General features: G+C 51.4%; 22 protein-coding genes, 1 pseudogene and 1 CRISPR repeat array. Of the genes and pseudogenes, 17 read left to right on the top strand and 6 right to left on the bottom strand.

The window, feature by feature from the left end; translation table 11 throughout:
• Positions 1-219: 219 nt before the first annotated feature.
• Together CKL79_RS18695 and CKL79_RS18690 are read left to right on the top strand one after the other, a co-directional pair.
• Positions 220-456, top strand: coding sequence for a hypothetical protein (locus tag CKL79_RS18695; RefSeq protein WP_240518963.1), 237 nt, complete (start codon positions 220-222; stop codon positions 454-456).
• A gap of 16 nt (positions 457-472) precedes the next feature.
• Entirely contained in the window at positions 473-658 is a 186-nt protein-coding gene (locus CKL79_RS18690) for a hypothetical protein (RefSeq protein ID WP_121971075.1), read from the top strand.
• Here CKL79_RS18690 and CKL79_RS18685 read toward each other — a convergent pair.
• The 3 genes from CKL79_RS18685 to CKL79_RS18675 are packed head-to-tail and all read right to left on the bottom strand — an operon-like array spanning position 655 to position 3,209.
• Entirely contained in the window at positions 655-1,467 is an 813-nt protein-coding gene (locus tag CKL79_RS18685; protein WP_121971074.1) for a hypothetical protein, read from the bottom strand. The two genes, CKL79_RS18690 and CKL79_RS18685, sit on opposite strands and share 4 nt — an antisense overlap.
• Positions 1,468-1,480: 13 nt before the next feature.
• On the bottom strand, positions 1,481-2,329 hold the full coding sequence (locus tag CKL79_RS18680) for a phytanoyl-CoA dioxygenase family protein (protein ID WP_121971073.1): 849 nt from the start codon (positions 2,327-2,329) through the stop codon (positions 1,481-1,483).
• Entirely contained in the window at positions 2,319-3,209 is an 891-nt protein-coding gene (locus tag CKL79_RS18675; RefSeq protein WP_121971072.1) for a phytanoyl-CoA dioxygenase family protein, read from the bottom strand. The genes CKL79_RS18680 and CKL79_RS18675 overlap by 11 nt, the downstream gene beginning before the upstream one ends.
• A gap of 371 nt (positions 3,210-3,580) precedes the next feature.
• A CRISPR array of direct repeats spans positions 3,581-6,255; the repeat unit is 37 nt; unit sequence GCATCAAAACCCCCCAAACCCTCTCAGGGATTGAAAC.
• A 101-nt stretch (positions 6,256-6,356) separates the two neighbouring features.
• Between CKL79_RS18675 and CKL79_RS24435 the strand changes: the two genes are divergently transcribed.
• Positions 6,357-6,590 (top strand): DUF433 domain-containing protein, encoded by a 234-nt coding sequence (locus CKL79_RS24435; protein ID WP_121971071.1) that lies wholly within the window; start codon positions 6,357-6,359, stop codon positions 6,588-6,590.
• A 431-nt stretch (positions 6,591-7,021) separates the two neighbouring features.
• Here the strand turns inward: CKL79_RS24435 and CKL79_RS18660 are convergent, their stop codons facing one another.
• Positions 7,022-7,876: a WYL domain-containing protein gene (locus tag CKL79_RS18660; protein ID WP_121971069.1), complete on the bottom strand. Its 855-nt coding sequence runs from the start codon at positions 7,874-7,876 to the stop codon at positions 7,022-7,024.
• A gap of 162 nt (positions 7,877-8,038) precedes the next feature.
• Between CKL79_RS18660 and CKL79_RS18655 the strand changes: the two genes are divergently transcribed.
• From CKL79_RS18655 to cas2, 11 genes are all read left to right on the top strand, one after another.
• On the top strand, positions 8,039-8,335 hold the full coding sequence (locus CKL79_RS18655) for a hypothetical protein (protein ID WP_205879145.1): 297 nt from the start codon (positions 8,039-8,041) through the stop codon (positions 8,333-8,335).
• Between the two features lie 7 nt (positions 8,336-8,342).
• Positions 8,343-10,514: a type I-D CRISPR-associated helicase Cas3' gene (gene cas3, locus CKL79_RS18650; protein WP_121971068.1), complete on the top strand. Its 2,172-nt coding sequence runs from the start codon at positions 8,343-8,345 to the stop codon at positions 10,512-10,514.
• A gap of 515 nt (positions 10,515-11,029) precedes the next feature.
• Complete coding sequence (locus tag CKL79_RS18640) at positions 11,030-11,701, top strand: DUF433 domain-containing protein (protein ID WP_121971066.1); 672 nt, start codon at positions 11,030-11,032, stop codon at positions 11,699-11,701.
• Positions 11,698-12,144: a DUF86 domain-containing protein gene (locus CKL79_RS18635; protein ID WP_121971065.1), complete on the top strand. Its 447-nt coding sequence runs from the start codon at positions 11,698-11,700 to the stop codon at positions 12,142-12,144. The genes CKL79_RS18640 and CKL79_RS18635 overlap by 4 nt, the downstream gene beginning before the upstream one ends.
• Positions 12,128-15,598, top strand: coding sequence for a type I-D CRISPR-associated protein Cas10d/Csc3 (cas10d, locus tag CKL79_RS18630; protein ID WP_121971064.1), 3,471 nt, complete (start codon positions 12,128-12,130; stop codon positions 15,596-15,598). Before CKL79_RS18635 ends, cas10d begins: the two co-directional genes overlap by 17 nt.
• A gap of 45 nt (positions 15,599-15,643) precedes the next feature.
• The gene (cas7d, locus tag CKL79_RS18625; RefSeq protein ID WP_121971063.1) at positions 15,644-16,654 is read left to right on the top strand and encodes a type I-D CRISPR-associated protein Cas7/Csc2; all 1,011 of its coding nucleotides are present in this window, start codon (positions 15,644-15,646) and stop codon (positions 16,652-16,654) included.
• A 2-nt stretch (positions 16,655-16,656) separates the two neighbouring features.
• The gene (cas5d, locus tag CKL79_RS18620) at positions 16,657-17,367 is read left to right on the top strand and encodes a type I-D CRISPR-associated protein Cas5/Csc1 (protein ID WP_121971062.1); all 711 of its coding nucleotides are present in this window, start codon (positions 16,657-16,659) and stop codon (positions 17,365-17,367) included.
• A gap of 13 nt (positions 17,368-17,380) precedes the next feature.
• Positions 17,381-18,268 carry a CRISPR-associated endoribonuclease Cas6 gene (cas6, locus tag CKL79_RS18615; protein WP_121971061.1) on the top strand — a complete coding sequence of 296 codons (888 nt, stop codon included), beginning with the start codon at positions 17,381-17,383 and terminating at the stop codon, positions 18,266-18,268.
• Positions 18,269-18,282: 14 nt separating this feature from the next.
• On the top strand, positions 18,283-18,876 hold the full coding sequence (gene cas4 / locus CKL79_RS18610) for a CRISPR-associated protein Cas4 (protein WP_121971060.1): 594 nt from the start codon (positions 18,283-18,285) through the stop codon (positions 18,874-18,876).
• Between the two features lie 23 nt (positions 18,877-18,899).
• The gene (cas1d, locus tag CKL79_RS18605) at positions 18,900-19,901 is read left to right on the top strand and encodes a type I-D CRISPR-associated endonuclease Cas1d (protein WP_121971059.1); all 1,002 of its coding nucleotides are present in this window, start codon (positions 18,900-18,902) and stop codon (positions 19,899-19,901) included.
• 42 nt (positions 19,902-19,943) lie between these two features.
• The gene (cas2, locus tag CKL79_RS18600) at positions 19,944-20,216 is read left to right on the top strand and encodes a CRISPR-associated endonuclease Cas2 (RefSeq protein WP_121971058.1); all 273 of its coding nucleotides are present in this window, start codon (positions 19,944-19,946) and stop codon (positions 20,214-20,216) included.
• 492 nt (positions 20,217-20,708) lie between these two features.
• On the opposite strand, the gene CKL79_RS18595 is transcribed toward cas2, so the two are convergent.
• Positions 20,709-21,314 (bottom strand): hypothetical protein, encoded by a 606-nt coding sequence (locus CKL79_RS18595; protein ID WP_121971057.1) that lies wholly within the window; start codon positions 21,312-21,314, stop codon positions 20,709-20,711.
• Between the two features lie 40 nt (positions 21,315-21,354).
• On the opposite strand from CKL79_RS18595, the gene CKL79_RS18590 reads away from it, so the two are divergent.
• The 3 genes from CKL79_RS18590 to CKL79_RS18580 all read left to right on the top strand — a co-directional run bounded on the left by CKL79_RS18590 (position 21,355) and on the right by CKL79_RS18580 (position 24,703).
• Entirely contained in the window at positions 21,355-22,488 is a 1,134-nt protein-coding gene (locus CKL79_RS18590) for a glycosyltransferase family 4 protein (RefSeq protein ID WP_121971076.1), read from the top strand.
• A 198-nt stretch (positions 22,489-22,686) separates the two neighbouring features.
• On the top strand, positions 22,687-23,181 hold the full coding sequence (locus CKL79_RS18585) for a DUF427 domain-containing protein (RefSeq protein WP_121971056.1): 495 nt from the start codon (positions 22,687-22,689) through the stop codon (positions 23,179-23,181).
• Between the two features lie 226 nt (positions 23,182-23,407).
• Positions 23,408-24,703 (top strand): cytochrome P450, encoded by a 1,296-nt coding sequence (locus CKL79_RS18580; RefSeq protein WP_121971055.1) that lies wholly within the window; start codon positions 23,408-23,410, stop codon positions 24,701-24,703.
• On the opposite strand, the pseudogene CKL79_RS18575 reads toward CKL79_RS18580, so the two are convergent.
• A pseudogene (locus CKL79_RS18575) lies at positions 24,661-25,478 on the bottom strand (hypothetical protein); the annotation flags it as partial. The gene CKL79_RS18580 and the pseudogene CKL79_RS18575 overlap by 43 nt on opposite strands.

Here is a 25,478-nt window from a genome sequence, read left to right as displayed (position 1 = left end):
ATAACCAGAGCCTAGAAGTAGTGGCTTGGCAATAGCGTTTCTTACTGGTTTATCGAACAGCGTCGCTGTTCGTAAAAGGCTGAGATCTTGCACCATTCTCAATAGGGGTTGCGCAAGGGGCCAAAATCTGAAAAAAAGGGCGTAGAAAAAGTTTAGAAGACGGTGATCAAAACCATGCTTCAGCACGCCCAAACGCTAGTGTATAGCCTTCTTAGTCTGATGCCTAGCCCCTATCAAAAAGCGAGTCTTAAAGCCCTGCTAGGCCGATTTCTATCCGAGCAGGGTCATGCTTTGCCCGAACATACGCCCATCAAATCAGCCAGTTCAATCAGTCGTTTTCTCAATCACTGCCGTTGGTCAACCCGTCAGGTGATTCGCACCACCCGCGCGGCTATCTTGCAGCAACTCGCCGTGCATCCGGTGCCTGTGAACATTCCTGATTTTCGATGCCGTTGATACCGTCAAAGACTTGATGGCAACGGCTACCACAGCAACCGGATTGAGTGTCTTTACAACCGTCCTCGACCGAGTCTATGAGACCGGCAAGAAAGCCACCGATGAACTCAAAGCCAACATTCAAGTTGTTTTCGATGACGTCTTACCCCAATGGAATTACACCGCCTTGGCTAGTTCCTCTCAAATTGGACCAACTATTTAATCCTCGATCCTAAGATGACCTAGAAAAAATCTTAGCTGCTGTTGAGTTTGCCAAACGTAGTCTGTCGGATGCCACAGCGTTTGTAGGCCAAAGTCGATTAGCTGAGCGGGCACTAGCTGGTCTCGTCGTTCTGCCAGCATCATTCGCTCCAAAATCCACGGATCGCGGCAGTACTCTGGATGCCCCGAAAAAACCAGAATGTGGCTACCCAGCATCCATCCCAGATGCTCGGTGACGCCGCTAGTACCCAAAGAAATCGCGCCCGGCGGCAGCGCCGTCACGCCGTCGTTGTGATGCACCTGAATGGCATAGGCCGTTCGCTCAGTTTTGAAGTAGCGCTGGGCAGCAGGGGTGAGGTTTACGGTTACGACAGATAGCTCTGTCCCCGGCGGATTGCGCTCTACTTTACCGCCCAGCGATTGCGCAACAATCTGCGGCGCAAAAGAGTAGCCAGACAGCCGTATCTGCCGGTGATGATAGTCTTGAATGACCGCCTGTAGCTGTATTACCCACGGGTCTTGATCGTAAGCGGCACTGGCTGATCCTGAGATGATAATGCCATCGAGATCGGCTAGGTCGGCGTCGCTAGGATAGTGAGATTTGCGAGGCTCAAACTTGATTAGTTCTACGCTGCTCAGCTCAGCGCCGCCTAAGTCTTCGGGCTGGCTCTGCTGACACACGGCGGTTAGGAGCTGCTGATGCATGTCGTAATAGCCCTGCGGGTAGCGCTCTAATAGCTCGGGAGCCCACCAGCGCAGGTCATCGGTACCCACATCGAAGCTAGCTAGACGGAGCGTTTGGGGTGACATGAGGAGAGTGCCTTTAGCGGGTGAAGGGATCCTGGCAGTAGTCTGCTAGAAAGGGCGTACGGTAGCCGTCTGTGCGCCACAGCACAGGGTAAAAGCTCTCGTGTAGCTCCAGACTTTTGACCCGGCGATAGCGGTCAAAAGTGTAGCCCGTGCCGGTGCCGGGGGGCTGAAACTGGGCCTCTCCTGGCAGGGTGCTAATGGCGATCGCCTGATCGCTCTGGTCGGTCAGGTTGCGGCCAGAGCCCCGCCAGAGATCGCCATGAAGCAAAACAGCGCTGCCCGGTGAGAGATTCAGCGTGAGAATTTCTGGATCGGTAACGCCCGCCTCATCTGCGGCCTGCTGTAGCGGCAGGCGATAGTCTGCTTTGGGCGCATGAAGAAAACGCACCTGATCGTGACATTGCCAGCGATGGGAGCCAGGTACGATTTCCAGGCTGCCAGTACCGCTCAGCGCGATCCAACAGGTCACTGTTGTCGGCGGATCAATTGCAGAGACGTAGGTGTTTTGGCGATGAAAGGACACTTCGGGCGCGTCCGGCGGCTTGCCCCAAAAGGTATCCAGGCCATAGCGGGCGGAGTCCCAGCCCATGATGCTGGCGTTGAGATGAGCAATTTTAGCGGAGAGTGAGAAGCTGGCGAGGGTGCGATCGCATCTCCATAGCCCGGTCATCTGGCGGGTCGCATTGGGCTGACTGAGACCAGGGCGACCGTACCATTCGTCGGGATAGATGCCGGTTTCAAATTGGGTGTTGAAGAGGCGATCGCACCGTTCAATAATTTCAGCAATCTGCTCGGCATTTAACAGATGATCAACAACACAATAGCCCTGCTGCTGAAACAGATCGAACTGATTAACTGTCATACGCCTCTAAAAACGGAGTGCGATAGCCGTCTTCACGCCAGACGATCGGGAAAAAGCTTTCGTCCATCGTGTCATCGCCGTGAATGCGGTATTTGCCAGCCACGTATCCGCCCTGAACGTAGGAGCCTGCTGCCTGAAATTTGGCCTCGGCAGAGACGTGAATAATCACCAGGCTGCGGCGCACCACGTCTACGAGATTCTGGCCAGAGCCATGCCAGATGTTGCCATGATGAAACACACAGCTACCGGGGGCTAGCTTCATCTGCACGACTTCTGTTTTTTCTACGCCTGCGAGCTTAGCAGCCTGTTGCATCTCCGAGAGATAGCTTTTGTTTTGGTTGTGAAATTCGGGTACCGCTGCCGATACGGTCCAGGCGTGAGAGCCGGGCACATATTCAATGGTGCTCGCGCCCGGAAAGGCGTTGCTCAGGGCTACCCAGCAGGTCATCGCACCGGTAGGCGTATGCGATTTGATATACATAGAGTCTTGGTGCAGGGTCGTCTCTTTGGCGGTGGGCGGTTTTTGCCAGAGCCCATCTGTGAGCAGCCGTGCGCCTGACCAGCCTTCTAGCGCGGCGGCGATCTGACCAGCTTTTTCGGACATGACGATAGTGGCCATCGCGCGATCGCACCGCCACACCCCAGTCATTTGCCCGGCGACGCCTGACTTCCCCAGGTAAGGGTTCCAGTGCCACTCATCGGGATAAATGCCGGTCTCAAATTCGCCTGCATAGAGCCGGTCAAATCTTTGCAGCAATCGCTCTACCTGCTCGGGAGCGAACAGGTTTTCGACGACTAAGAAGCCGTCCTGGTGGAACTGCTCAATTTGCTCAGCGGTGATCGGCTGCTCGGCGGTGATGGGTGACGGTATGGTTTGCATGGCCTCTACGCTTGTCTTCGGCTCTTAGTTTACTTACAAATCTCTAAAGATTCTGTAAGCTATGAGAGCGATAGGACAGCAATTGATGACATTTTTACGTCAGGTTACCCCCTAGCTGTCAGCGCGAATAGGTAGGTGTTTAGTGCAGTCAGCCTCTATAAGAGGGGGCAAACGACCGAATATCAGTTGTTAGCGGCATTTACTAGCGCTCAGAGGTTCGCGCAGCGCCCAAAAAGCCTGATAAATCTAGCGCATACCAGCCCTTTGGTAATCAAAGCCTATCCACATTCAATGTGAAATGCTATATTTCGTTGTAGTCCGCGCAGTCGCACCTCGAAAACCAAATATCGTAAGCCTCTCCAGCGCCCGCCGCATCAAAACCCCCCAAACCCTCTCAGGGATTGAAACTGTACGATCGCTGGGTGACTCAGCATTTTTCGCGCGCATCAAAACCCCCCAAACCCTCTCAGGGATTGAAACAAATGCGATCTTCTCCTGGCGCTGCGATTCTTCAAGCATCAAAACCCCCCAAACCCTCTCAGGGATTGAAACGAAGTTGAGCCAGCGCCTGACACGCAGAACCCGCGCATCAAAACCCCCCAAACCCTCTCAGGGATTGAAACTCGGCTGTGGGCATGGTGGAAGAGTCCGTGGAGTTGCATCAAAACCCCCCAAACCCTCTCAGGGATTGAAACTGGTAGTAATGGAAAGCTATTGAGTCCTGTGCAGCGCATCAAAACCCCCCAAACCCTCTCAGGGATTGAAACCCTTTCTTCCCCGGCTATTCAGGCCAATAATGCAGCATCAAAACCCCCCAAACCCTCTCAGGGATTGAAACGCAAAAGTTAGACATAGAGCTGCCCATAAACCTGCGCATCAAAACCCCCCAAACCCTCTCAGGGATTGAAACGAAGCTTACCTGGTAACTGAGCGCTCCAAAAACAGCATCAAAACCCCCCAAACCCTCTCAGGGATTGAAACCTTCCGCAGCTTCCTTCTCGGCTGATTGGCGCTGGCATCAAAACCCCCCAAACCCTCTCAGGGATTGAAACTGTGTAGCTTCTCTGTGCTGGAGGTGCGTTAGTGCTGCAAGGCATCAAAACCCCCCAAACCCTCTCAGGGATTGAAACGGAACATCTCGGTAGCAACCCCGCGAGAATAGTAGCATCAAAACCCCCCAAACCCTCTCAGGGATTGAAACCAGGGTCACCCTTTGGCCCGGTTGGCCCAGGTTGGGCATCAAAACCCCCCAAACCCTCTCAGGGATTGAAACGCCACCACTTCAGAGGCTGTCCAGGGTTGGCCCGTGGCATCAAAACCCCCCAAACCCTCTCAGGGATTGAAACGAGTGCAAAGGCAGTGCCCAGCGGATCGGGCAATAGCACGCATCAAAACCCCCCAAACCCTCTCAGGGATTGAAACGAACTGCTCTTGCTTGCTATTCTGCTCTGTTTTAGCATCAAAACCCCCCAAACCCTCTCAGGGATTGAAACAATCTGACCACCAGCGCAAGATAGCGCTATTGCTGAGGCATCAAAACCCCCCAAACCCTCTCAGGGATTGAAACAGATGTGATTGCCTCAATATCGGCGAGGCGATCACGCGCCGCTTCTAGCATCAAAACCCCCCAAACCCTCTCAGGGATTGAAACAGATGTAATTGCCTCAATATCGGCAAGGCGATCACGGCATCAAAACCCCCCAAACCCTCTCAGGGATTGAAACAGTTGATCCAGATGCCGCCGCGCTAGGCAGTGATGAGGCATCAAAACCCCCCAAACCCTCTCAGGGATTGAAACTTACATGTCGGGGTTGCTTCAGATCGATTCAGTGTTAGGCATCAAAACCCCCCAAACCCTCTCAGGGATTGAAACATCATAGTTGGCCTTTGTGTAGATCACGATTTCTGCATCAAAACCCCCCAAACCCTCTCAGGGATTGAAACATCTATGCCACGCTGGGGCACTTGGCCGACTTAGTGCATCAAAACCCCCCAAACCCTCTCAGGGATTGAAACGTCGTAGCCGGTAACGTCCGGCGCAGTGCTGGGAGCATCAAAACCCCCCAAACCCTCTCAGGGATTGAAACACAGGTGCCAGCGACAGCGCTATCGGCGATCGCGTTGGTGGCATCAAAACCCCCCAAACCCTCTCAGGGATTGAAACAAACATATTGGCAGGGAAGTTGACAAGATTGGTGGCATCAAAACCCCCCAAACCCTCTCAGGGATTGAAACTTGATACCAGCCATATCTATCACCACGCCTGTAGCCATCAGGCATCAAAACCCCCCAAACCCTCTCAGGGATTGAAACCTGATAGGTTGTCTTCGTGCTGACCCGGCCCCCGGTTCTCAGCATCAAAACCCCCCAAACCCTCTCAGGGATTGAAACGATGGCTTGTAATAGAAAGCCTTTTCTGTGTTTGCATCAAAACCCCCCAAACCCTCTCAGGGATTGAAACAGGTAAGCGTCAATCGCGCCACGCTGCCAGGCTGGGCATCAAAACCCCCCAAACCCTCTCAGGGATTGAAACGCCCCCACGTAGCAGCATCGCCGTTTGGCCTCGGTGGCATCAAAACCCCCCAAACTCTCTCAGGGATTGAAACTGATGTGATTGCCTCGATATCAGCCAGTCGATCAGCATCAAAACCCCCCAAACCCTCTCAGGGATTGAAACAGCAGCCTTTATTGCCTGAATAGTGATGTAGCGGCATCAAAACCCCCCAAACCCTCTCAGGGATTGAAACGATGATGACCGAGACGCCTGACTCAGATACCAGGGGCATCAAAACCCCCCAAACCCTCTCAGGGATTGAAACAGCCGTGAGGGCCGTGACGGTAATGCTGGTTGCACCCTTGCATCAAAACCCCCCAAACCCTCTCAGGGATTGAAACCCAGAAAATCAGGTACTGCCCTCCAGCGCCCTCGCAGATGCAGGCATCAACCCCCCCCAAACCCTCTCAGGGATTGAAACTTACTAAAGCGCTTTCCGCACGCCAGAACCTGAAGCACCAAAACCCCCCAAACCCTCTCAGGGATTGAAACCATTTATAATCAACTCACTGCCGTAAACGCTCTCAGCACCAACGAACCTAGATGACCCCAAGCGTCAAGTAAAAACTAACCACGAAGACTAAAAACGCTTCATGATGAAACAAAGCTTACTGAAGCGAATAACGACTAGCGCCGCCATTGCTGATGGTAGGCCCGTTATCAGAAAGCAAAACTTGATAGTGGAGGAAGTCCTGGGAAGATTGGCAGAAGGCGAAACATATAAAACTCTGCTGAGGCGATATTCCTGGCTAAAACCCGAAGATATCCAAGCCTGCTTACTTTCCGCTCAGCAATTAGTCGGGCAGGCTCAACCAGAACTATCGTAAAATTTCGAGAGATTACGATTGAAGGCTACTTAGAAAATCCAGACTATCAAGATATTGTCGAAAGAAATTTGGAAGTTTTGATCCAGGCGGCATCTGACACCAATAGGTATATTTTGACAAGACTTGCCGAGTCAGCAGAGAGTGAACTGGGATATATTTCCAACACTGATTCTTTTCTTTTGCTAGCTCAAGCTGAATTGCTTCCTCAGTTGCTCGCTAAAAGGCTTGCAGAATCTGGCAAGTTCCGAAATCTGCTGGCTCATTGATACGACGAAATTCTTCCAGGAAAAGTCATTGAAGCGCTGAGAACAACATTGCGATATTACCCTGATTATCTTTACGCCATTCAGTCATATCTAGATTCACTAGAGAGCGATCCCTGCTAGAGAATTGCAGTCTTTATGCAGCTTGCTGATACGGTGCGGGAGTCTCTATCGATAGTTTTGAACGGCTTGCTCCAAATCTTGAACAAAGCGATCACGCACCGCCGCTGGCCCCACAACCACACAGTCAGCCCCATATCGCCGAACCTCCCGAAAAAACCAAAAAGTATTGTGAACTCGCCTTACCACCCGCCTTATCTGCTGCTCAGGCAACCATTCATTCACCTGGTCAGCCTTAGTCTTAGCGCGATAGGCCATTGCCAGATGGTTCAACAGGTGAAGTTCAATATCGACATAGCTCAGCCCAGGCTGCCATAGGCCCTCTACCGGAGAAATCACCGCCTCAGCCGGAATGCGATCTAGTCGCAGCGACCAATTATGCTTCAGCACTTCAATATCTCGATTGCCTTCCGTTTGGTCACACCAGCAGTCTAAATACAGACGATCTTCGTGGCGCTCGATGCTGGCGTAGCGCACCGTAAAGCTCCAAATGCGATCAGCCGCATCTTGATAGGCCAGGCGAAAAGGGCGATCGCGCCGAATAAACCCCTCTAGCTGCACCCGCCAGGGCTCCCCCGGTTCGTCCACCCAGCTCTGAATTTCTTGCCGCAGCGGGCGACTCAGCTCACTGCGCTCCAACAGCAAATGAGCCAGCTCCAGCGCCTCAGTAAAGTAGCCTTCATCTTTGAGCCGGTTCAGCGCCCGGTTGAGCGTGTCAATGCGATCGCGTCCCCAGTCATGATTAGTCGCGATACGAAGCTTGCCTTTGGCGATCGCTTTGATAAGTTTTGAAACATTAGCATTGTCGCCCCAGGTCTGCCCAAACGCCAGCGCCAGCTGCTCTAGCTGGGCCTTTTCCTGTTCCGAAATCGAAAGCGTAATCGAGGAGCGTTTGCGAACCATAGCCACTTGCCCAAAAGTGTAGGTGCACTTTATCAGCGCACTACTTGATCAATTCTATTTTCTCAGCCATCATGGATTCATGCAATAAAGCACGTGCACTTGGTCACTTCACTCAGCGAAATTTAGCAGAGGGAAGTCCGTCGGAATAGCGAGGCCGTACGTTTGCATAACGCTTTATTTCAGCTCATGGGATTTGAGCGATCGCACCAGGGCACACTGCAAGGAGTTTTTGAAATGACCATGCTAGATAAGCTGCATCAGTTAATGGACGACGGACAGTGGCATTCAACAGCGGAGCTGGTAGAGCAGGTCGGGCATCGGTTCTCGGCAACCCTGCACCGGGCTGTAAAGCAACACGGCAGGCAGGTAGAAAAACGACGCGCGGATTTGAAAACATTTGAGTATCGGTGGCTTGCCATCGCTAGGGCCGAAGCTCCCCCAGCAAAAGAGGTTTCATAGCGTCGCCATGTTCTCTATTCGACTCAAACCGATTTATTCTTGCCCTGCCGATGATACTCCTAGCGGAATCCATATGCCTGATGGCTGGCATCTCGCATGGCACCAGGCCGAAACGCTCAAGGCACTGCGCAATCCTAATATAGACGTAGTGTTTAATACTGCGATGACGGGAGATGGCAAGAGCCTCGCAGCGTATCTGGATTTTTTACAGGGGAACTGCCACGCGATTGGGCTGTATCCGACGAACGCGCTAGCGAGCGATCAAGAGACTCAGTTAAAAGACTATATCGCCAAATTTCAGCCCTCGAATGACCCTAGAGTCAATCGGCTTAGTGGCGCAGAGCTAGAGATTTATGCTGAGAATGAGGGGCTACGAAAGGGTAGTGCGATCGCCTCCCGCGCAAGTCAGTCTGAAGTCTTAATTACCAACCCTGATATCTTCCATTTTCTGCACCGGGGCGCTTACATCACCGGCAAAGATACGCCAGATAAACTCTGGAACCGTATCGACAAAGAGTTTGGCCTGTTCATTTTTGACGAATTTCACGTTTTTGCGGCACCGCAAGTTGCTAGCGTCCTCAACACAATGCTGTTGATTCGCGTCACAAACCGGCGTAAAAAGTTTCTGTTTCTCTCAGCAACACCCAAGGCATCTCTTCTAAGGCGTTTAGAAAAAGCTGGATTTAAGTGCAAACTGATTAGCCCTGTGGATGAGGGCAAGTACCAATTTCCCGAGACTGAAGCAGAAGCAACCGATCTGAAAGTACGTCATTGGCGGCAAGTAGCTCATGCTATCGATCTGACTTTTATGCCGATGGAAGCGACCTCTAAAGCTTCGGAAACTTGGCTAAAGGAGAATCAGGAAAATATCTTCAATTTGTTCATAGAACATCCTGGTAGTAAAGGGGCTGTTATTCTAAACTCCATTGCTGCGGTGAAGCGGCTGACCCCTATTTTTAGATCATTGTTTGCAAATCATGGGCTGGTTGTTCGAGAGAACACGGGTCTCTCTGGCCAACAGGAGAAAGCCGACTCGCTCGCGGCAGATTTGGTAATTGGCACCAGCACTATTGATGTTGGGGTAGATTTTAAGATCAACTTTCTCATCTTTGAGTCTTCAGATGCAGGTAACTTTATTCAGCGGCTGGGCCGATTGGGACGACACGAGGGCTATGAGAAGGCGGGGCGAAAAGTGCAGTTCGATGGATTTAGAGCCTATGCGCTGGTGCCTAACTTTTTCGTAGAGCGACTGTTTGCGGGGGAGAATGCGGTGTTGGCTGAGGGGGAGGTGTGCGATCGCATCCACTTCCAAACCCTAATCCGCGAAAAATATCGCCAGATCAACGATTTTGAAGGCTATTACAAACACTGGGGTGCAGTTCAGTCATTCAGGCTGCTATACGATCTCAAAAATCCTCACATTCAGCAGCAATATGCAGGCTCTTTGCAGCGCTTTCAGGCTAGCTGCGAGGAAGTGTTTGATACTCCCATGAGAACGGTCGCTGGGCGCGTTAAAGGATGGGCCGCTGATTGGCAAACGTCTTCAGGCAAAAAAGGAAATCCCATCGTTGATAATGCCACTAGCTTTCGCGGGTCTAGCCCGTTGCTGTGCGGCCTATACGACTTGACCGAACCGAACGAATCAGATCGCTTCAAAACCTACGACCTACCCGGCGTGCTCAGCAATCTAAATATTGAAATGTGGACAAAAAAGGAGTTTCTAGAAGCGCTCAAGGCGATCGCTGAGCGCACAGGACAGCCAATTGCCAAGGGACGCTTTGAGTATTGCCTGGGCTTCATGCGGCTGCGAGGCTATCGAGAGGAACGACTGAACTGGAAGTTTACATTTCCCGGCGACCTGCAACCCTTTGCCGATGCCTGGAAGGTACAGGTGCTAGAAAAGTTGCAAATTTGGCAACCAGACAATCCCTGGGTCGGTGAAATTAACCGCCGACTGAAGAATCAAGCACTGGTTTGCTACGTACTGCGCAAGCCCACTCAAGAAGTCCGCCTGAGACTTCAGCTACCGATGCACTTTCAGATATATCCCATCAGCGACTCGTATAGCATCCATGACGCTAACGCACCGTACTCAGTAGCATTCGGCCAATCGGCCTTGCTGATTGAGACCCTAGCTCACCGCTTTAAACACGACGGGGGTGAGCTATGGATTGCTTGAGAAATAAAGAAGTCTTGAGAAAGAGCATGGCTCAAACCGTATTCACCGTACTCACAGTTCATTTTTCAATCCCTAAGAGGGGTTGGCCTCTACAAAGCCATGAAACCATGCTGCCTTCTAGTCTCAGAATACCATACTAAAGAAAGGACTATTTTCAGATGGTCATGAAGTGTAAATACATATACACCGATAAATCGTGCTAGGATTTCAGCACATATCGAAGGAGCAATAGCTGAATGAGACAGGCTGATAGTAATTTGGATACAATTGGGCAAACCGTCGATTCCACTGTGCGTGATAGATTTCGCGACAAACAGATAGAAGCACTAAATCAGCAAGGTGATCAGATATATGAGATCTGTCAACAGCTATCTGATCGCGTCTCAAAACTGGAGCTAGATTTCCGTGACGTACAGCACAAAGTCGACAGACTGTCTGAACAGGAATATTTAAGCCATCCTTATTCCCTTGATGGTCAAGCGTTCTGTAATTACGAAGACTTAGGGTAGGTTTCTATGACGACACAAGCGCTATTAGAGCGAATAACTACCCGTGACACTATCTTTGATGGGAAACCCAGCATTCGGGGTCACCACCTCACCGTTGAGACCGTTTTAGGACAGTTAGCGGCTGGAGAAACCTATGAAAGCTTGTCTGCGCAATATGACTGGCTAGAACCAGAAGATATTCAAGCCTGCTTACTTTATGCCCAACGTTTAGTGCGTTACTCACCCCCAGAGCCGTCATGGGAAGATTTGGCAGCGGCTATTCCGGCCATCTTGGGACAAGCACCTTATATCCGGCTACTTGTTCTATTTGGATCTAGAGCTAGAGGTACCGCTGGGCAAAACAGCGATTGGGATTTTGCTTTTTTGTGCGATGAAGAGCAGCGGAAGCAATATGAAAACGGCGGTTTTAGCTTTTTACGAGTATGGGGCATCTTACAAGATATCTATCACCTTGGAGATAGCCAAATTGACGCTATAGAGATGAAAGATTGCTCAGACTCTCTGGCCCACTCCATTGCTAGAGAAGGAAAGGTTCTGTATGAGCGCTCTCCAGGTATATTTGAAACCTTTGTAAGACACAAGCTAAAGACACCAGAAGAACTTAAGAAAAACAGACAGAAAATGAGAGAAGAAACACGTCAAGCAATCGCGAACCTGAGACAGGCCGTAAAGCAATGACGTTTGACGAAAACTCAGTTCGTTCGCGAATCCAGTTGATCGCTGGCTATCTCGCAGAAATGAACCTTCTTAGGGGAATGGATTCCGAAGAGATTTTCAATGATGTTTTTAAGTATCGAGCGGTTGAAAGGCTTCACGAGCTGATTATTCAAGCATCGATAGACGTTAACCGTCATTGTCTGGGTGAGCTATATGGTATTGCACCTACAACAAATGCAGACGTTTTTGTCCAGGCTGCGAAGGTCGGTATTCTGCCGCCTGACCTGGCAATAAAGCTGGCAGAGGCCAGCAAGTTCAGAAACTTTTTGGCTCATCAATATGAAAGGATTGACCCTTTTGTAGTGATTGAAAATATTGAGTCTATTTGTATAGACTTTCAGCGCTATTTGGACTGTCTAGAAAATTACGTAAGTTCTTTACAAGATAATGACACAGAAATCTGACGAGCAAGATTTAGACTTTCTAGAGGGCGATTTTGGGTTTGAAGAAGAGGGCGATCGCACAAGCGCTGACGAGTCAGCTCGCACAATCAACCCAGCCCAATCAGAACTCCTCACCCTAAAACTTCTCAAAGCATCTATTCAATCGCAGAACCCTGACGATCCGGTAATGCTAGACTTTGCCAAGATTGTTCTACCCCACCTATTGACCTATACAATTGGGGTCACAGCTAAGGGCGGCAAGTTTTTCGCAGAATACTTAGATCGCGTTGTTAGTCCTCAGCGAATAGCCGAAGGGAAAGCACCCCTCCGACGCGCCCATGCGGCTGATCAATCCCTGAATACGCATCTGCTCAACGGATTGTTTCCGGCCAACCTGATCGAGCGGCGGCTTTCACGGCTGAATACTACTGTCAAAAGACAGGTTAAGGAACAGGAGCGCCGACTGCTGATTGCTGGGTTTATTCTGCATGACTTTGAAAAGTTCGATTATGCGCTGATTCCTGGCATGGCAGAAGGCTACCGAGCCATTCGGCGCGATCCGGCCCGAGATATCCGTAAGCAGCCGGTTGAAGCGCACCGCGAGATTGTTACCACGCTAGTAAAAGCTTTGGCGCTCGATAGGTTCGTATGTCCTGATGAGGCGGATTGGCAGCAATACCTGGATGACCTGCTGTACATTGCCTACAACACTCAGCAACGCAGTGACACTAATCTCAATTTGTCAGGGGATGGGCTGAATCCGGTTTTGAGCGATCGCACCCTGAGCTGCCTGAGCGACCTCACCTGCCTGGCTGACCGCCTGGCCTCTATCATCAAGCACCCAAAAGATGCACAAGCCTACGGACTTGCTGAGATTATCCATAAGCTGAGCGACGGTCAGCTTCGATTTACCTATCACGCAATTTCTGAGAACCGGGGCGTCCTAACTAACGTAGTCAACAACGCCCTAATGGATGCTCACACAAATCTCAATAGCCCTGAGGAAGAACACTACTTTCCTCTACTTTATTTACCAACGGGCGTCATTTATCTGACTGTCCGAGCAGCCCCCCCTATTAACCCCGCCGTTCTGCCAGATCGAGTCGTTGCCAGCATCAAAAGCCTCTGTGCCGGACAGTTACGCCTGCGTCAGACCGGGTTTAGTCGCGACGGTAAGGGCATGAAATATGCTGACTACTACAGCTTGTTTTTTGACACGCCAGGTTTGATGGAAGTTGCGCTAGATGCCACTCGCCGTATCCTCAATCCGACCAAAGGCTCTGTCGCCAGCAAACGCAGCGAAAATCTGGTCGCTTTTCAGCAAAAGAACGTTCTCTCAGCTGACTATGACTTCAAATTTGGTGATGACACTACTGGTGACATTCGCATTGATCAGCTTGCTGAGTTTGGCGATTTGATCAGTCGTAAGATTTGGGGCGAGCAAATCAATCAGCTAGAGAAAATTGTTAAAGAACGAGCCAAAGCCCGCAAAAAGCAAAAAGACCTGCCGGAGCTTCCTGACATTCCGGCAGATGTTTTACCGGCTAGCCTGATCGGCAAAATCGCCGAAAGCTGGCAGCTATCTGACTATTTGCCTCAAGTTCGAGAAATTCAGCGTATTAATGAAACCCTCAAATCGCTGAAGCTCAAGGGCAATACCGGCGGTGTTCCCTATGAGTGGTACTTTCTGGCGGCAAAGTTCTTAGAGAAAAACCCTGGGATAGAAGACCTGCGTGAGACCTGCCAAAATATGGTCGCCTACGTTACCGCGCTAACGCAGCCTGTCTCTGCCCAGTATGAAATATCCGACGGCTGGGACGATATCCGGCTCTGGGTCGGGCAGGTGGTCATGCTACCTGAGCAGACTACGCCCTTATCGGGTCAGGCCGATATTTTCTTAAAAGAGCTAGCCGCCTACAGCGCGGCCAAAAAGTCGGGCAGAGGGCGGCAGCTAATTTGCTCTATTTCTCACTCACCCTACTCTGTGAGCGAACAGATGGAATCAGCCGTGCTGTTTACACCTCAGGTTTACACCAATAAACAACATTTAGGCGGCTCTAACGCTAAACGCAACATCTCTAGTATCGCCGGCATCGAGATGATGCTGAGACAAATTTTGATGAACCAAACTCAGGCAGTCGGCAAACGGTTTGAAGATGGCAAATATCGCTACCTTTACTTTTACCCGACGTACTACTTCACACCGGAGACCAACGCTTTTTTACACAAGGCTTACAGCAACATTGCGCAAACCCGCTTTGACACCAGCATTCGCAACCACTTTGTGAGCAAGTCACTAGAAGCCGATTTCAGCCGATCGCGCTATCAAACTGTCGATGCTTTCCTAATGGACGAAGAGTTGGAACAACGTAAACAACTGCCCGCAGACGACCCTAATTTCAAGCGAGACAGAACCTTTAAGCTGACTTACCCTGACGATAAACCGCTGACTTTTTACTTTATGGCTTTGCCACCGGGGCGAGACAGCACCGATACCGAATCGTGGGTAATGCCGAGCTGGTTAGCCCTCACTTTCCCAATGATTTTAGATGTTAAAACCGTCGTCTCAGAGTCGCCTATTCCCCCCTTTACCGATGGCGCTGAGTTTGAGGAAAGTGTCTTCCTCGACAGCGCACCTCAGGCGTTTCGTACACTGGTCGGCCAAGATCGGTTTCGGCTAGACGCTATTTTAGAGGGTTGGACAGATGCCAGCGGGCTGAAGCGACCGGCCCCCTTGAATACGCTGACTGCTGCCTATGCCATTCATATGGACGTTAACGCTAAGCAAGGCAAAAACGGCTATGACGCCAACTGGGGGAAACTAACAGAATTCGCTAAAGACATTGAGACTAGCCCGCTCTACGTCTTCTCTTATTTAGCGAAGTGGAGCAGGGGGCAAAAAGCAGATGCGCCTAGCCCTGCCAAAATCAGGCTTTATGCCCATTACTTTTACCCTTGTTTTGACCCCTATGCAACCTACAGCTTCGCGCAGGAGACCTGGAACTTGAAAACACAATCTGCCCTTAACCATCCTAAAAAGCTCACCGATCTATACCGCTCGTTTTACCGCGCAAACAAAGCCTACAATCCAAAAGCGAACGCCGTTCTCAAGCCGGTTGACATCGCTTCCGAAACGATTCTCAAGGCAGAATCTACTATGTTTCAGGGAGATGCCCTGATCTCTGTCGTGGCCGCAGAAGTTTTCAAGCTGATGGACAGGGTGCATAATTCGACGGCGGAAGGTCGCTGGGTGGTGAGCGATCGCGAAAAGGAAAGGCAATTGGTTCTCGACTTTGCTCGCTACTTTGTAGTGGACGTATTTGAGGAAGCGTTTTCAGGCGATCGCGCTCGTCTTGCCGGTCGGCAAATCAACCTGATCCGAGACACCTGCGAGTTTCTGTATCGCTTAGAACAAGATAAGGAGAACCAGGAACGCCAAGCCAGAAAAGATTCCGAAGCCGACGAAGCCGAATAAACTTCAGGAAAATAGACCAACCCTACACAATAAAGGACATCAACAATGACTTTGCTCAAAACACTCGACTCCAAATTTTTTCACACCGAGATCCCCTACAAACCGATGGGTAAATACGCTCATTTTCTGACGGTGCGCGTAACTGAATCCTATCCACTTTTTCAAACCGACAAAGAGCTAAATAAGGCCCGCGTCAGAGCAGGCATAGCAGACAAAAGTACGATTAGCCGCCTCTCTATGTTCAAGCGTAAGCAGTCTACGCCAGAGCGATTGGTGGGGCGCGAACTCCTTCGCACCTATGGATTTGTGAAGCCTGAGGAGTGCGAATACAACGTTGCTTTTGGCATGGATAACCCTGACTGCATTATCTATGGCTTTGCCATTGGTGACTCAGGTTCTGAAAAGTCTAAAGTTGTGGTTGATACGGCGTTTTCGATCACCTCATTCGACGAGTCCCACGAAACCTTTACGCTCAACGCCCCCTATGAAAGCGGCACAATGGCTTCAAAAGGTGAAAATGGTTCAAAACCGGGTGAAGTCACCAGCCGAATTAACCAGCAAGATCATATTCGCCCGCAGGTTTTCTTCCCCAGCATTGTCACGCTTAAAGATCCGACTGAAGCCAGCTTTCTTTACGTCTTCAACAACATTCTCAGAACTCGCCACTATGGGGCACAGACCACTCGCACCGGCAGAGTTCGCAACGAGCTAATCGGTGTTGTCTTTGCCGATGGCGAGATTGTCAGCAACCTGCGCTGGACTCAGGCCATTTTCGACCAGATGAAAGCAGATGACACGCTCAAAACCCCCGATCCGCTTGATGAGGATGATGTGGTACAGGCGGCTATATCGTCAATTCAATCGCTCATGAGTGAGGAATATATTGTGCATACCGATTTCATCGGTGAAGATTGCCAGCCGTTACTAGCTGAAGTCAAAGCTCTGACGGCCAGTGAATCAGGCATTCGCTCCATTCTCAAACAGGCTGATGACGAAACCAAAGCCTATGCGGATAAGCACATCGGCAAGAAAAAGGCAGCGGCAGCGAGGTCATAGCCATGACTCATATTTATCGCTGCACGCTAGAGCTGCACGACAATCTTTACTACGCTACCCGAGAAATTGGGCGGCTTTATGAAACAGAGCCGGTACTGCACAACTACGCGCTCTGCTATGCGCTGGGATTGGTTGATAGCGATCGCCATGCCACCACAGTCGCAGATGAACAGTCCTATCGCTACTTCTGTGAGGAACAGGTGCCGCTGTATGAGGCGCACCTAACGCCGCTCAACCAACAGGGCATTTATATCACGCCTGCCAGAGCCGTTCGTCATGCGTCTGTTCTTAACACCTGGAAATATGCGGACAACCGCTACCACGTAGAGATGCAGAAAACTCAGAAAAATATTCCTAGCTTTGGCCGTGCTAAGGAGATTGCGCCCGAAAGTCAGTTTGAGTTTTTTGCGATCGCTCGTCAGCCCCTAATGTTTCCCCACTGGATTCGGCTAGGGAAATGGATGAGCAAAGCTGAGCTAACTGTCGCAGAACTTCCCAAACCCCAGCGTAATTTGGTGGGTGAATTTACTTTCCCCTACCTGCTCAATCCGCTAGATGTCATGTTTAGCAATCAAGTTTTGAGCTACGACACCGTTAACATGCCGCCAGTTAGCCTCATTCGTAACGTGCGGATGGTGGGAGAGCACTATTCCTTCCCGGGGCTGGAGGCTTTAAAGTTACCGGCTCAGATGACCTATTGTTTTAGCAGTTAATCGCTTTTCAGCTATGCCACACAGTCTTGTTCTCAATTTGTTGCCTGAGTCGCCGATTCCGCCTGGGTTTACTGCCGGGAAGCATCTGCATGCGCTGTTTTTGAGTTTGGTGAGTTCGGTGGATGCGGATACGGGCGATCGCCTCCATACCAACGAAGCCAACAAAGCCTTTACCCTGAGCCCGCTGCAAAGAGAGCGTCGTACCGCCCGCCCGGTTTTGACGAAAGGCGCAAAACACGATTCGGCTCCGCTTACCTGGAACCATTTGAACCCGATTGCACCAGGGACGCCCTGTTGGTGGCGGATTTCGCTGCTGGATGATCGGCTGTTTGGGCATCTCAGTCAGCTTTGGCTGAATCTGAATCCTGAGCAGCCGTGGCATTTGGGGCCCGCAAATTTGCATATTACCAGCGTTTTGGGGACGCCGCAGAGTACTCAGCCCTGGGCGAATTTTTGTAATTATGCTCAGCTCTATGAGCAGGCTTCGAGTGAAGATCGTAAGCTGACGCTTCAGTTCTGTACGCCGACTGCCTTTCGTCAGGGCAAATATGACTCGTCTTTGCCGACGCCTGAGCGGGTATTTGGCAGCTTGCTACGGCGGTGGAATCATTTTAGCGGAATGACGTTTCCTGAAGACATTTTGGCGGTTGTTCAAGACAGTCACCTGAATATTCACACGGAAGTAGCGGTTGATCCGCGCGAACAGTTTCGGCACACCGGGGCGAGGACAGATCCGCGCAACAACTTTACCGGTAGCGTGGGCAAAATGACGTTCAAAATTTTGGGTAAGGTGGAGCCGGTAACGATTCAACAGTTGAATACGCTGGCTGATTTTTCGCTGTATGCGGGCGTGGGCCGGAAGACGCCGATGGGAATGGGTATTGTTCGCCGCCTTATTTAAACTCTCTTTTACTTATGAATGAAGCTGACTATGTTTCGATTGCGGCGCTGAACCAGTACGCGTATTGCCCGCATCGCTGCTGGCGAATGTTTTGTGCCGGAGAATTTGTTGATAATCAATACACGCTAGAAGGGACGGGGCTGCATGAGCGCGTTCATACGCTCGGCAGCGGGCATCGGGAAGAGACCTGGCAGGTGCGGGCGATCTGGCTAAAGAGCGATCGCCATGGACTAATCGGTAAGTCCGACCTGATTGAGGAAAGTGACGGTCAGCTTTACCCGGTGGAGTACAAGCGAGGCCGGCGCGGCGAATTTGATAACGATGCGCTTCAGGTTTGCGCTCAGGCGCTGTGTTTGGAAGAGATGACGGGGCGAGCTGTGGCCCAGGGGTTTGTGTACTATGCGCATTCTCATCAGCGCCAGCCGATAGAGATTTCGGCTGAGCTGAGAGAGGATGCGATCGCCACCATAGAAGCAGTGCGCACGTTGCTCTACACGGGCACCATGCCTCTCCCGATTTACACCAAGCGTTGCAAAGGCTGTAGCCTTTACGCTCAGTGTCTGCCACAGGCTGCGAAGAAATTAGGGCGCTACCGAGAAGCTGACTGATCAATCCTTACAGGCGAAACCCAATGGGAACGGTTTATATTTCAACAGATGATGCGTTTATCGGCAAAACCGATGAGCGCTTGCGGGTGCGAGCGAACAAGGAGACTTTACTCGATGTGCCCATGATCAAAGTAGATGGGGTTGTTGTATTAGGCCGAGCGACGGTTTCACCAGCGGCGATGATTGAGCTGCTGGAGCGCAAAATTCCGCTGAGCTTTATGACGGGCACGGGGCGATTTTTGGGCCGGTTAGAGCCGGAGCTAAATAAGAACATTTTTGTGCGGGCAGCGCAGTGGCAGGCGGCGGGCGAGAGTGCGCAGGCGGTGCATGTGGTGCAGGGATTTGTTCGGGGCAAGCTGAAGAGCTATCGAAATTTGCTGCTGCGGGCCCAGCGAGAGGGAAATGCGGATCTGAGTGCGGGGATTGTGCGGTTGGAGCAGGCGATCGCCCCTATCGGAAAAACACTCAAAATCGACTCATTGCGAGGTTTGGAAGGATCGGGCAGTGCGGCCTACTTTACCCATTTCAACCGGCTCATTCGCAATGACAGCTTTTCTTTTACGACTCGCCGCCGTCGCCCGCCGACTGACCCTGTGAATGCATTGCTGAGTTTTGGTTATTCTCTCTTAACGCACGATGTGCAAGGGGCGATCAATATAGTTGGGTTTGATCCTTATCTGGGCTATTTGCATACGCAGCGCTACGGTCGCCCGTCTCTAGCGCTCGACCTGATGGAGGAGTTTCGCCCGCTAGTGGTGGATGCGATGGTGCTTTCCGCTCTGAATAAAAAGGCGCTGTGCCCCGACGATTTTTCTCAAGAGCCGATCAGTCGGGCAGTTTCGCTGAGCGAGGAAGGGCGGCGTAAGTTTTTGCGGCTGTATGAACTCAAGAAGCAGTCAAAGTTTAAGCATCCGGTGATGGGTCGTCAGTGTACCTATCAGGAGGCGTTTGAGATTCAGGCGCGACTGCTGGCGAAGTATTTGATGGCAGAGACTGAGCTATATCCGCCGCTGGTTTTGAAGTAGTGGTTTTGGCTGCGATCGCCCCTCAAAGTTCTCAACTATCCTATGCACGTAGTCATCACTTACGATATTTCCGAGGACAAACGTCGGACTAAAATTCACAAGATACTCAAGTCTTACGGTCAGTGGATGCAGTTCAGCGTGTTTGAGTGTAGCCTGACGACTACGCAGTACGCTAAGTTACGAAACCGTTTGAGCAAGCTGATCCATCCGGAGGAAGATAGCATTCGCTTCTATTTTTTGTGCGAATGTTGTCAGCCAAAGGTGGAGCGTATCGGCGGTGAGACAGTGCGAGACGAGACCGTATTCTTTGCCTGAGGGATGCCGCGTCGCGCGGATGGGTGGGTGTTTGGCGGGGTAGCCCTACGTGGGAGAACTGGATCTATTGCGATTGGGAGGATGTAGGCGATCGCCCCTCCTCCCCCAGCACACAACCTTCAACTATCAAGAAAATTTGCTCCAAGCGCGACCGTCAAGCCTACAAGGGCGACGTTAATTGATACCAGCGCGACGTTTGTTGATAACGGCGCGACCGTCAAGCCTTCGGGCGCGACGTTTGTCTACACCAGCGCGACGTTCGTTGATAACGGGGCGACGTTTGTCGATACGATCGCGATCACCAAGCCTACAGGTGCGACGTTTGTTAATACGGTCGCGATCATTCAGCTTACAGGGCCAACTTTTGGTTTTTGCGGGGGGCGATCGCACATCAAGGCATTACCCCGACTAACAAAACCTACTCTCGCCCGGCTGCATCATATTAAATTCAGCAGTTAGCCGCGTCCGTAAAAGGCACCTGCCACAAGGCATCTACAGATCTGACGGAATCTGCTGGCGAAGGCTTAACAGCGCTGCTCGGATGGATGAGTGGGTATGGGCAGCGGTCGGGTCGGGTGGCTGATCGGGGCGGTGGAACTGAGGGCGATCGCCAGTGAGCTGACTGTGAGCGATCGCGACCTGCCGGGCAAATTCGCTCAGGGTCGTCGGCTCGGCCAGAATGCTGGCGATAATTTCACTCAGGGCGACCAGCGGCGTGTCGAGCTGACGGCTCAGGCGAATATCACTACTGGCCCAGGTTTGCAGGGTAGTAGAGATAGCGCCCGCAGGTTCGAGATGAGTAGTAATGAACTGCTTGATCTCAGTAGTGGCTCGCAGCGGGCGAGGGATAGTTGATTCGCCTTTCATAAAGCCGCCACCTTCTCGGCTGATGGCTTCGGCGAGGGAAAATTTGCGCTCAGCGCGGATTTCTCTTTGCAGGTCTGGGTTGGAGAGGGAGGGTAAAGGGGCGCAGGGGGAGGGGGGATGATTGTCTGGGGAAGGCGCTGTGTTGATCGGCTGGGTGCCTGGCGTAGTCAGCCTGAGATAGGCCCTAAAGCGGGCAAGTATGCGAGCTAATATGGTTTGAGAAAGAGGCATAGCAGCTAGCCTATTGCTGACAGGCGCTGAGGGCAAAGTTATGGTTAAGTCTACAGAAACGGCCCGAGCGGGCGTTTATCTCCCTGCGTACCCTCCTGCCAAACCGTATCAGATTTTGCTGGTAGGGCCTAGCCTGGCGCAAAAGGGCGGCATGGCGTCGGTGCAGAAGCTGATTGTGGGCAGTCAGCTCGCATCAATCGATATTCAGCATGTTTCGACTCATGACGAAGGCTCGGTGATGCATCGTCTGCGCGTGTTTGCAGCCTCGGTAGGGCTGCTGACGAAGCGTCTAATCGGCGGTGCCGACCTGGTTCATCTGCACGTTGCTGAAAAGGGAAGCGTGCTTCGTAAGATTTTGCTGCTGCTGCTGGCCAAGGCGTTTCGTAAGCCGGTAATTATGCACACGCACGGCTGCGAGTTTCATACGTTTCACGACGGATTGCCCGGCTGGCTGCGCTATTGGGTAGATGTGGCACTGCGGCAGGCCGACTGCTTTATCGTTTTGTCAGAGAGCTGGAAAGACTATTATCTCACCCACTGCGATCTGAACCCAGATCGGGTGATTGTCTTACCAAATCCGGTGGAGATTCCGGCCAGCATTCCAGATCGGTCAGCTTCGTCGGTGACCCGCTTTGTTTTTCTAGGCCGGATTGGCCAGCGAAAAGGCGCGTTTGACCTGCTGCAAGCCTTTGCTAATTTACCTGCCGACTGTCTGCCGCAGGCGCAGCTCACCCTGGCTGGAGATGGCGAGCTAGAGAAAGCGGGCGAGCTAATTAAACAACTTAATGTAGAAGGCTATGTTGAGCTACCGGGATGGGTTGATTTAGAACAGCGCAACCAGTTGCTTTGGGATGCCGATGTCTTCATTTTGCCGTCTTACAACGAGGGGCTACCGATGGCGATGCTAGAGGCAATGGCCTGGGGTCTGCCAGTCATCTCAACGCCAGTGGGCGGCATTCCTGAGGTGATTGTGTCTGGGGAGAACGGCTATCTGGCCGATCCAGGAGATATTAAGGCACTGTCTGCAGCCATGCAGTCTCTAGTTGAAGACGACGCTCTCAGGCTAGCCATGGGGCACAGCGCTAGAAAACGGATAGAGCCGCTGGATCTGACGCTTTACTGTGAGAGGCTCACGAAAATCTACCGCTCAGTGCTGGAGAAGTCGCATTCCTAAATCGCATTCCTAAATCGCATTCCCAAGCTAAAGCTAGCTAGCCCAACGCTGAGCTGAGCGAAGCGGCGGCGGCGGCAATAAGAAGGCATGAAAGCAGCCGTCGTTTAGAGCCTGGTACTGCTATCAATGTGCCCGCTTGTCGTTATCCTGGTTTAGGCTTGCAATACAAGCCGTATTCGCTCTAGTAGGCTACTCTTCATGCATCCTGAACCCATTCCCCCCGGCCCTGGTCAAGAATCCGTATGGGATTACCCTCGGCCTCCCCGGATTGAGTCTGTGCCTAAGCACATTAGAATTATCTTTAACCATGAGCTGATTGCCGACACCCACCGCTCTAAAAGAGTTCTAGAAACCAGTCACCCGCCCAATTACTACATACCGCTAGATGACATCAAGACGGCGTATCTAATGCCGAGTACGCACTCTACCTACTGTGAGTGGAAAGGACAGGCCAATTACTACAGCCTGCGAGTGGGCGATCGCCAGGTGAAAAATGCTGCCTGGTACTACCCTGAAATTTCTCCCGCATACGAAGAACTTAAAGAATATGTCGGGTTTTATCCTGGGCCGATGGATGCCTGCTACGTGGATAGTGAGAAAGTGAAACCCCAGGCTGGCAGTTTTTATGCCGGGTGGATTACCCACGATATTGTCGGCCCTTTCAAAGGTGACCCTGGTACCTGGGGATGGTAAGCGCCAAAAACCATGTCGATGGTGGCAAACAGCGTCAGCAAAGGTTGACGACGGGGTTTGCTAAAAAGCTGCCTTTGCGCAGTAGGCCCGGTATGATAGATGCCATAGCCATTCAGGAGCTGGTTCTGTTAACCAAACCCTAAAGCCTGGATAGCTTTTCTAGCTGCTGCTCTCGCCTTTCTGACTGGACTGTAGCTATACAAAAGCCATTCATTGAGGTGCACTCATGACGAGCGCGATCGCCAATCCACCAGTCTTTAACGTTCCCGGTCCGGCTCCGGCACCGCTGTTGGGCGCAACCCTCAATATTATTCAGTTTACAAAAGACCCGATTGCCTACACGCGACAGCTCTTTGAAGAGTATGGCAATCTAGTCTCTTTAGTAGAAGGCGGCGGCACGCGGCTCTATTCACCCTACTCCGTCTGTCCCGGCACTGTATTTGCCTGCGGCCCCGAAGTAGTGCGCCAGGTGGCCACTCAGCCAGATGTTTACTACAAGTGTCCGCTCACCGGTCCGCTCTATCGTTTTCGCAATGAGTCGGCGCGGGCAAAGCCCCTAAACCACTTTTTAGTCGGCATCTTTGGTGACAATGAAGAGGCCCATAAAAAACAGCGCAAGCTAATGATGCCGGCGTTTCATCATCAGCGGTTAGGAAGCTATGCCCAGGATATGGTAGCCATTACCGAAGATGAATTGAACAAGTTAGAGATTGGCCAGGTGCGCAATTTATCTGCCACCATGCAACAGGTGACGCTTCGCATTGCGGCAAAGTCTCTGTTTGGCGAAGATATCGGCCCCGAAGGAGCTAGCACCGGAGGAATTCTGCATGCAGCCTTAGCAATACAAGGCAGCTTGGCTATGAGATTGATGCGGTATGACCTACCGGGGTTGCCGTGGCATCGCTATTTAAACCTTGTAGCTGAGTATGAGCAGGCGATGAAGGCACTGTTAGCCTCCAAAAGAGCGCGGGGATGTGACGACCCTGACGTGCTCTCTATGCTGATGCAAGTACGAGATGAAGAAACTCAGGAAAAACTAAGTGAAGAAGAGCTGTTAGGGCATGTCGGCGTGATTTTTGTCGCAGGGCATGAGACCAGCGCCAATGCACTTACCTGGACTTTATTCCTGCTCTCGCAACATCCAAAAATTATGGCTGATCTGCTGGACGAGCTGGACGCTGTTTTGAAAGGAGCTGCACCAACGTTGGAACAGTTAAAAAGCTTGCCTCTGCTAGAGCGCGTTGTCAAAGAGAGTATGCGCGTGCTTGCACCTGTGCCCTGGAATGGAAGAGTTACCGCGAAACCAACCGAACTTGGCGGCTATAGTCTGCCGGAGGGGACAGAAGTCTTTGTCAGTCTTTCTCAAACACACCACATGCGCGATTTGTATCCTAATCCAGAGTCGTTTGATCCTAGCCGGTGGGAAACGTTTACCCCGACTGCTTATGAGCTAGACAGTCCTAAGTTTCTGTTGAAGAATTATGCGGCCAAAGGTATCTGTTGTTGGGGTTCAGGGGGCTGAATTTTGGCAGCGAGTAATTTAGCCAGAAGTAGATTGGGCCTACGTTTTGATAAAACCACCGGTTGTAGATGCTGAAGCGCCATTCGAACAATTTGCTCGCTGGGCAACCCATGTTTTGGCAGCGTCCGAAACCATTGCGGAAAATGTACCCAAACCACGTTAGGCAGTTCTAAAGCGAGTACTTGCAATAGCCCCAAGGCAATAGCATTGAGATTGACGAAGCGCTCAAATGCTTCAACTTTAATGGCAACCTTTGCCTGGAAATCGGCATCGAAGTCAGCCAAGATAAGATTCTTGGGCCAGCCAGAGGCTCTGGTCATAGAGCGCAACCAGAAGCGATAGTCAAAGCCCCCAAGCAACTGAACTAATGAGCGAAAGCTGACCTCAATTTTGAACCGCCAGCCATAGGCTTCAATCACTTGCGCTCCGGTGAGTGTGGTGTCACTAGAGAGCAAAATAATCTGTTTGCCATTGGGCAGTTGCGTGAGCACGAACAACACTAATTCATCAGGACTGTCCCAATAGAATTTAAAGCACTGATAGTACACGGTTTGACGTTGACCATAGAGCCAAACGGCTGCTTGAGAGCAGGCATCCATCGGGGCAAATAGCTCTCTGAGTTTTATGTCAGAACCCCAGACTCTGGGCCGACCGGGTCCACGAATATCCGAATTGGCTGAAAAGTCGGCATGCGCCACGGTGGAAATCGCCGCTCGGCTGATCAAATGTAAACCCTGCGCTCGAAACGGTCTCAACACCTTCGCCGAAGCATAGT

Source organism: Leptolyngbya sp. BC1307 (assembly GCF_002286735.1).
Taxonomy (GTDB): Bacteria; Cyanobacteriota; Cyanobacteriia; order Phormidesmidales; family Phormidesmidaceae; genus Phormidesmis.
This window is presented reverse-complemented; position numbering and strand designations above follow the sequence as displayed.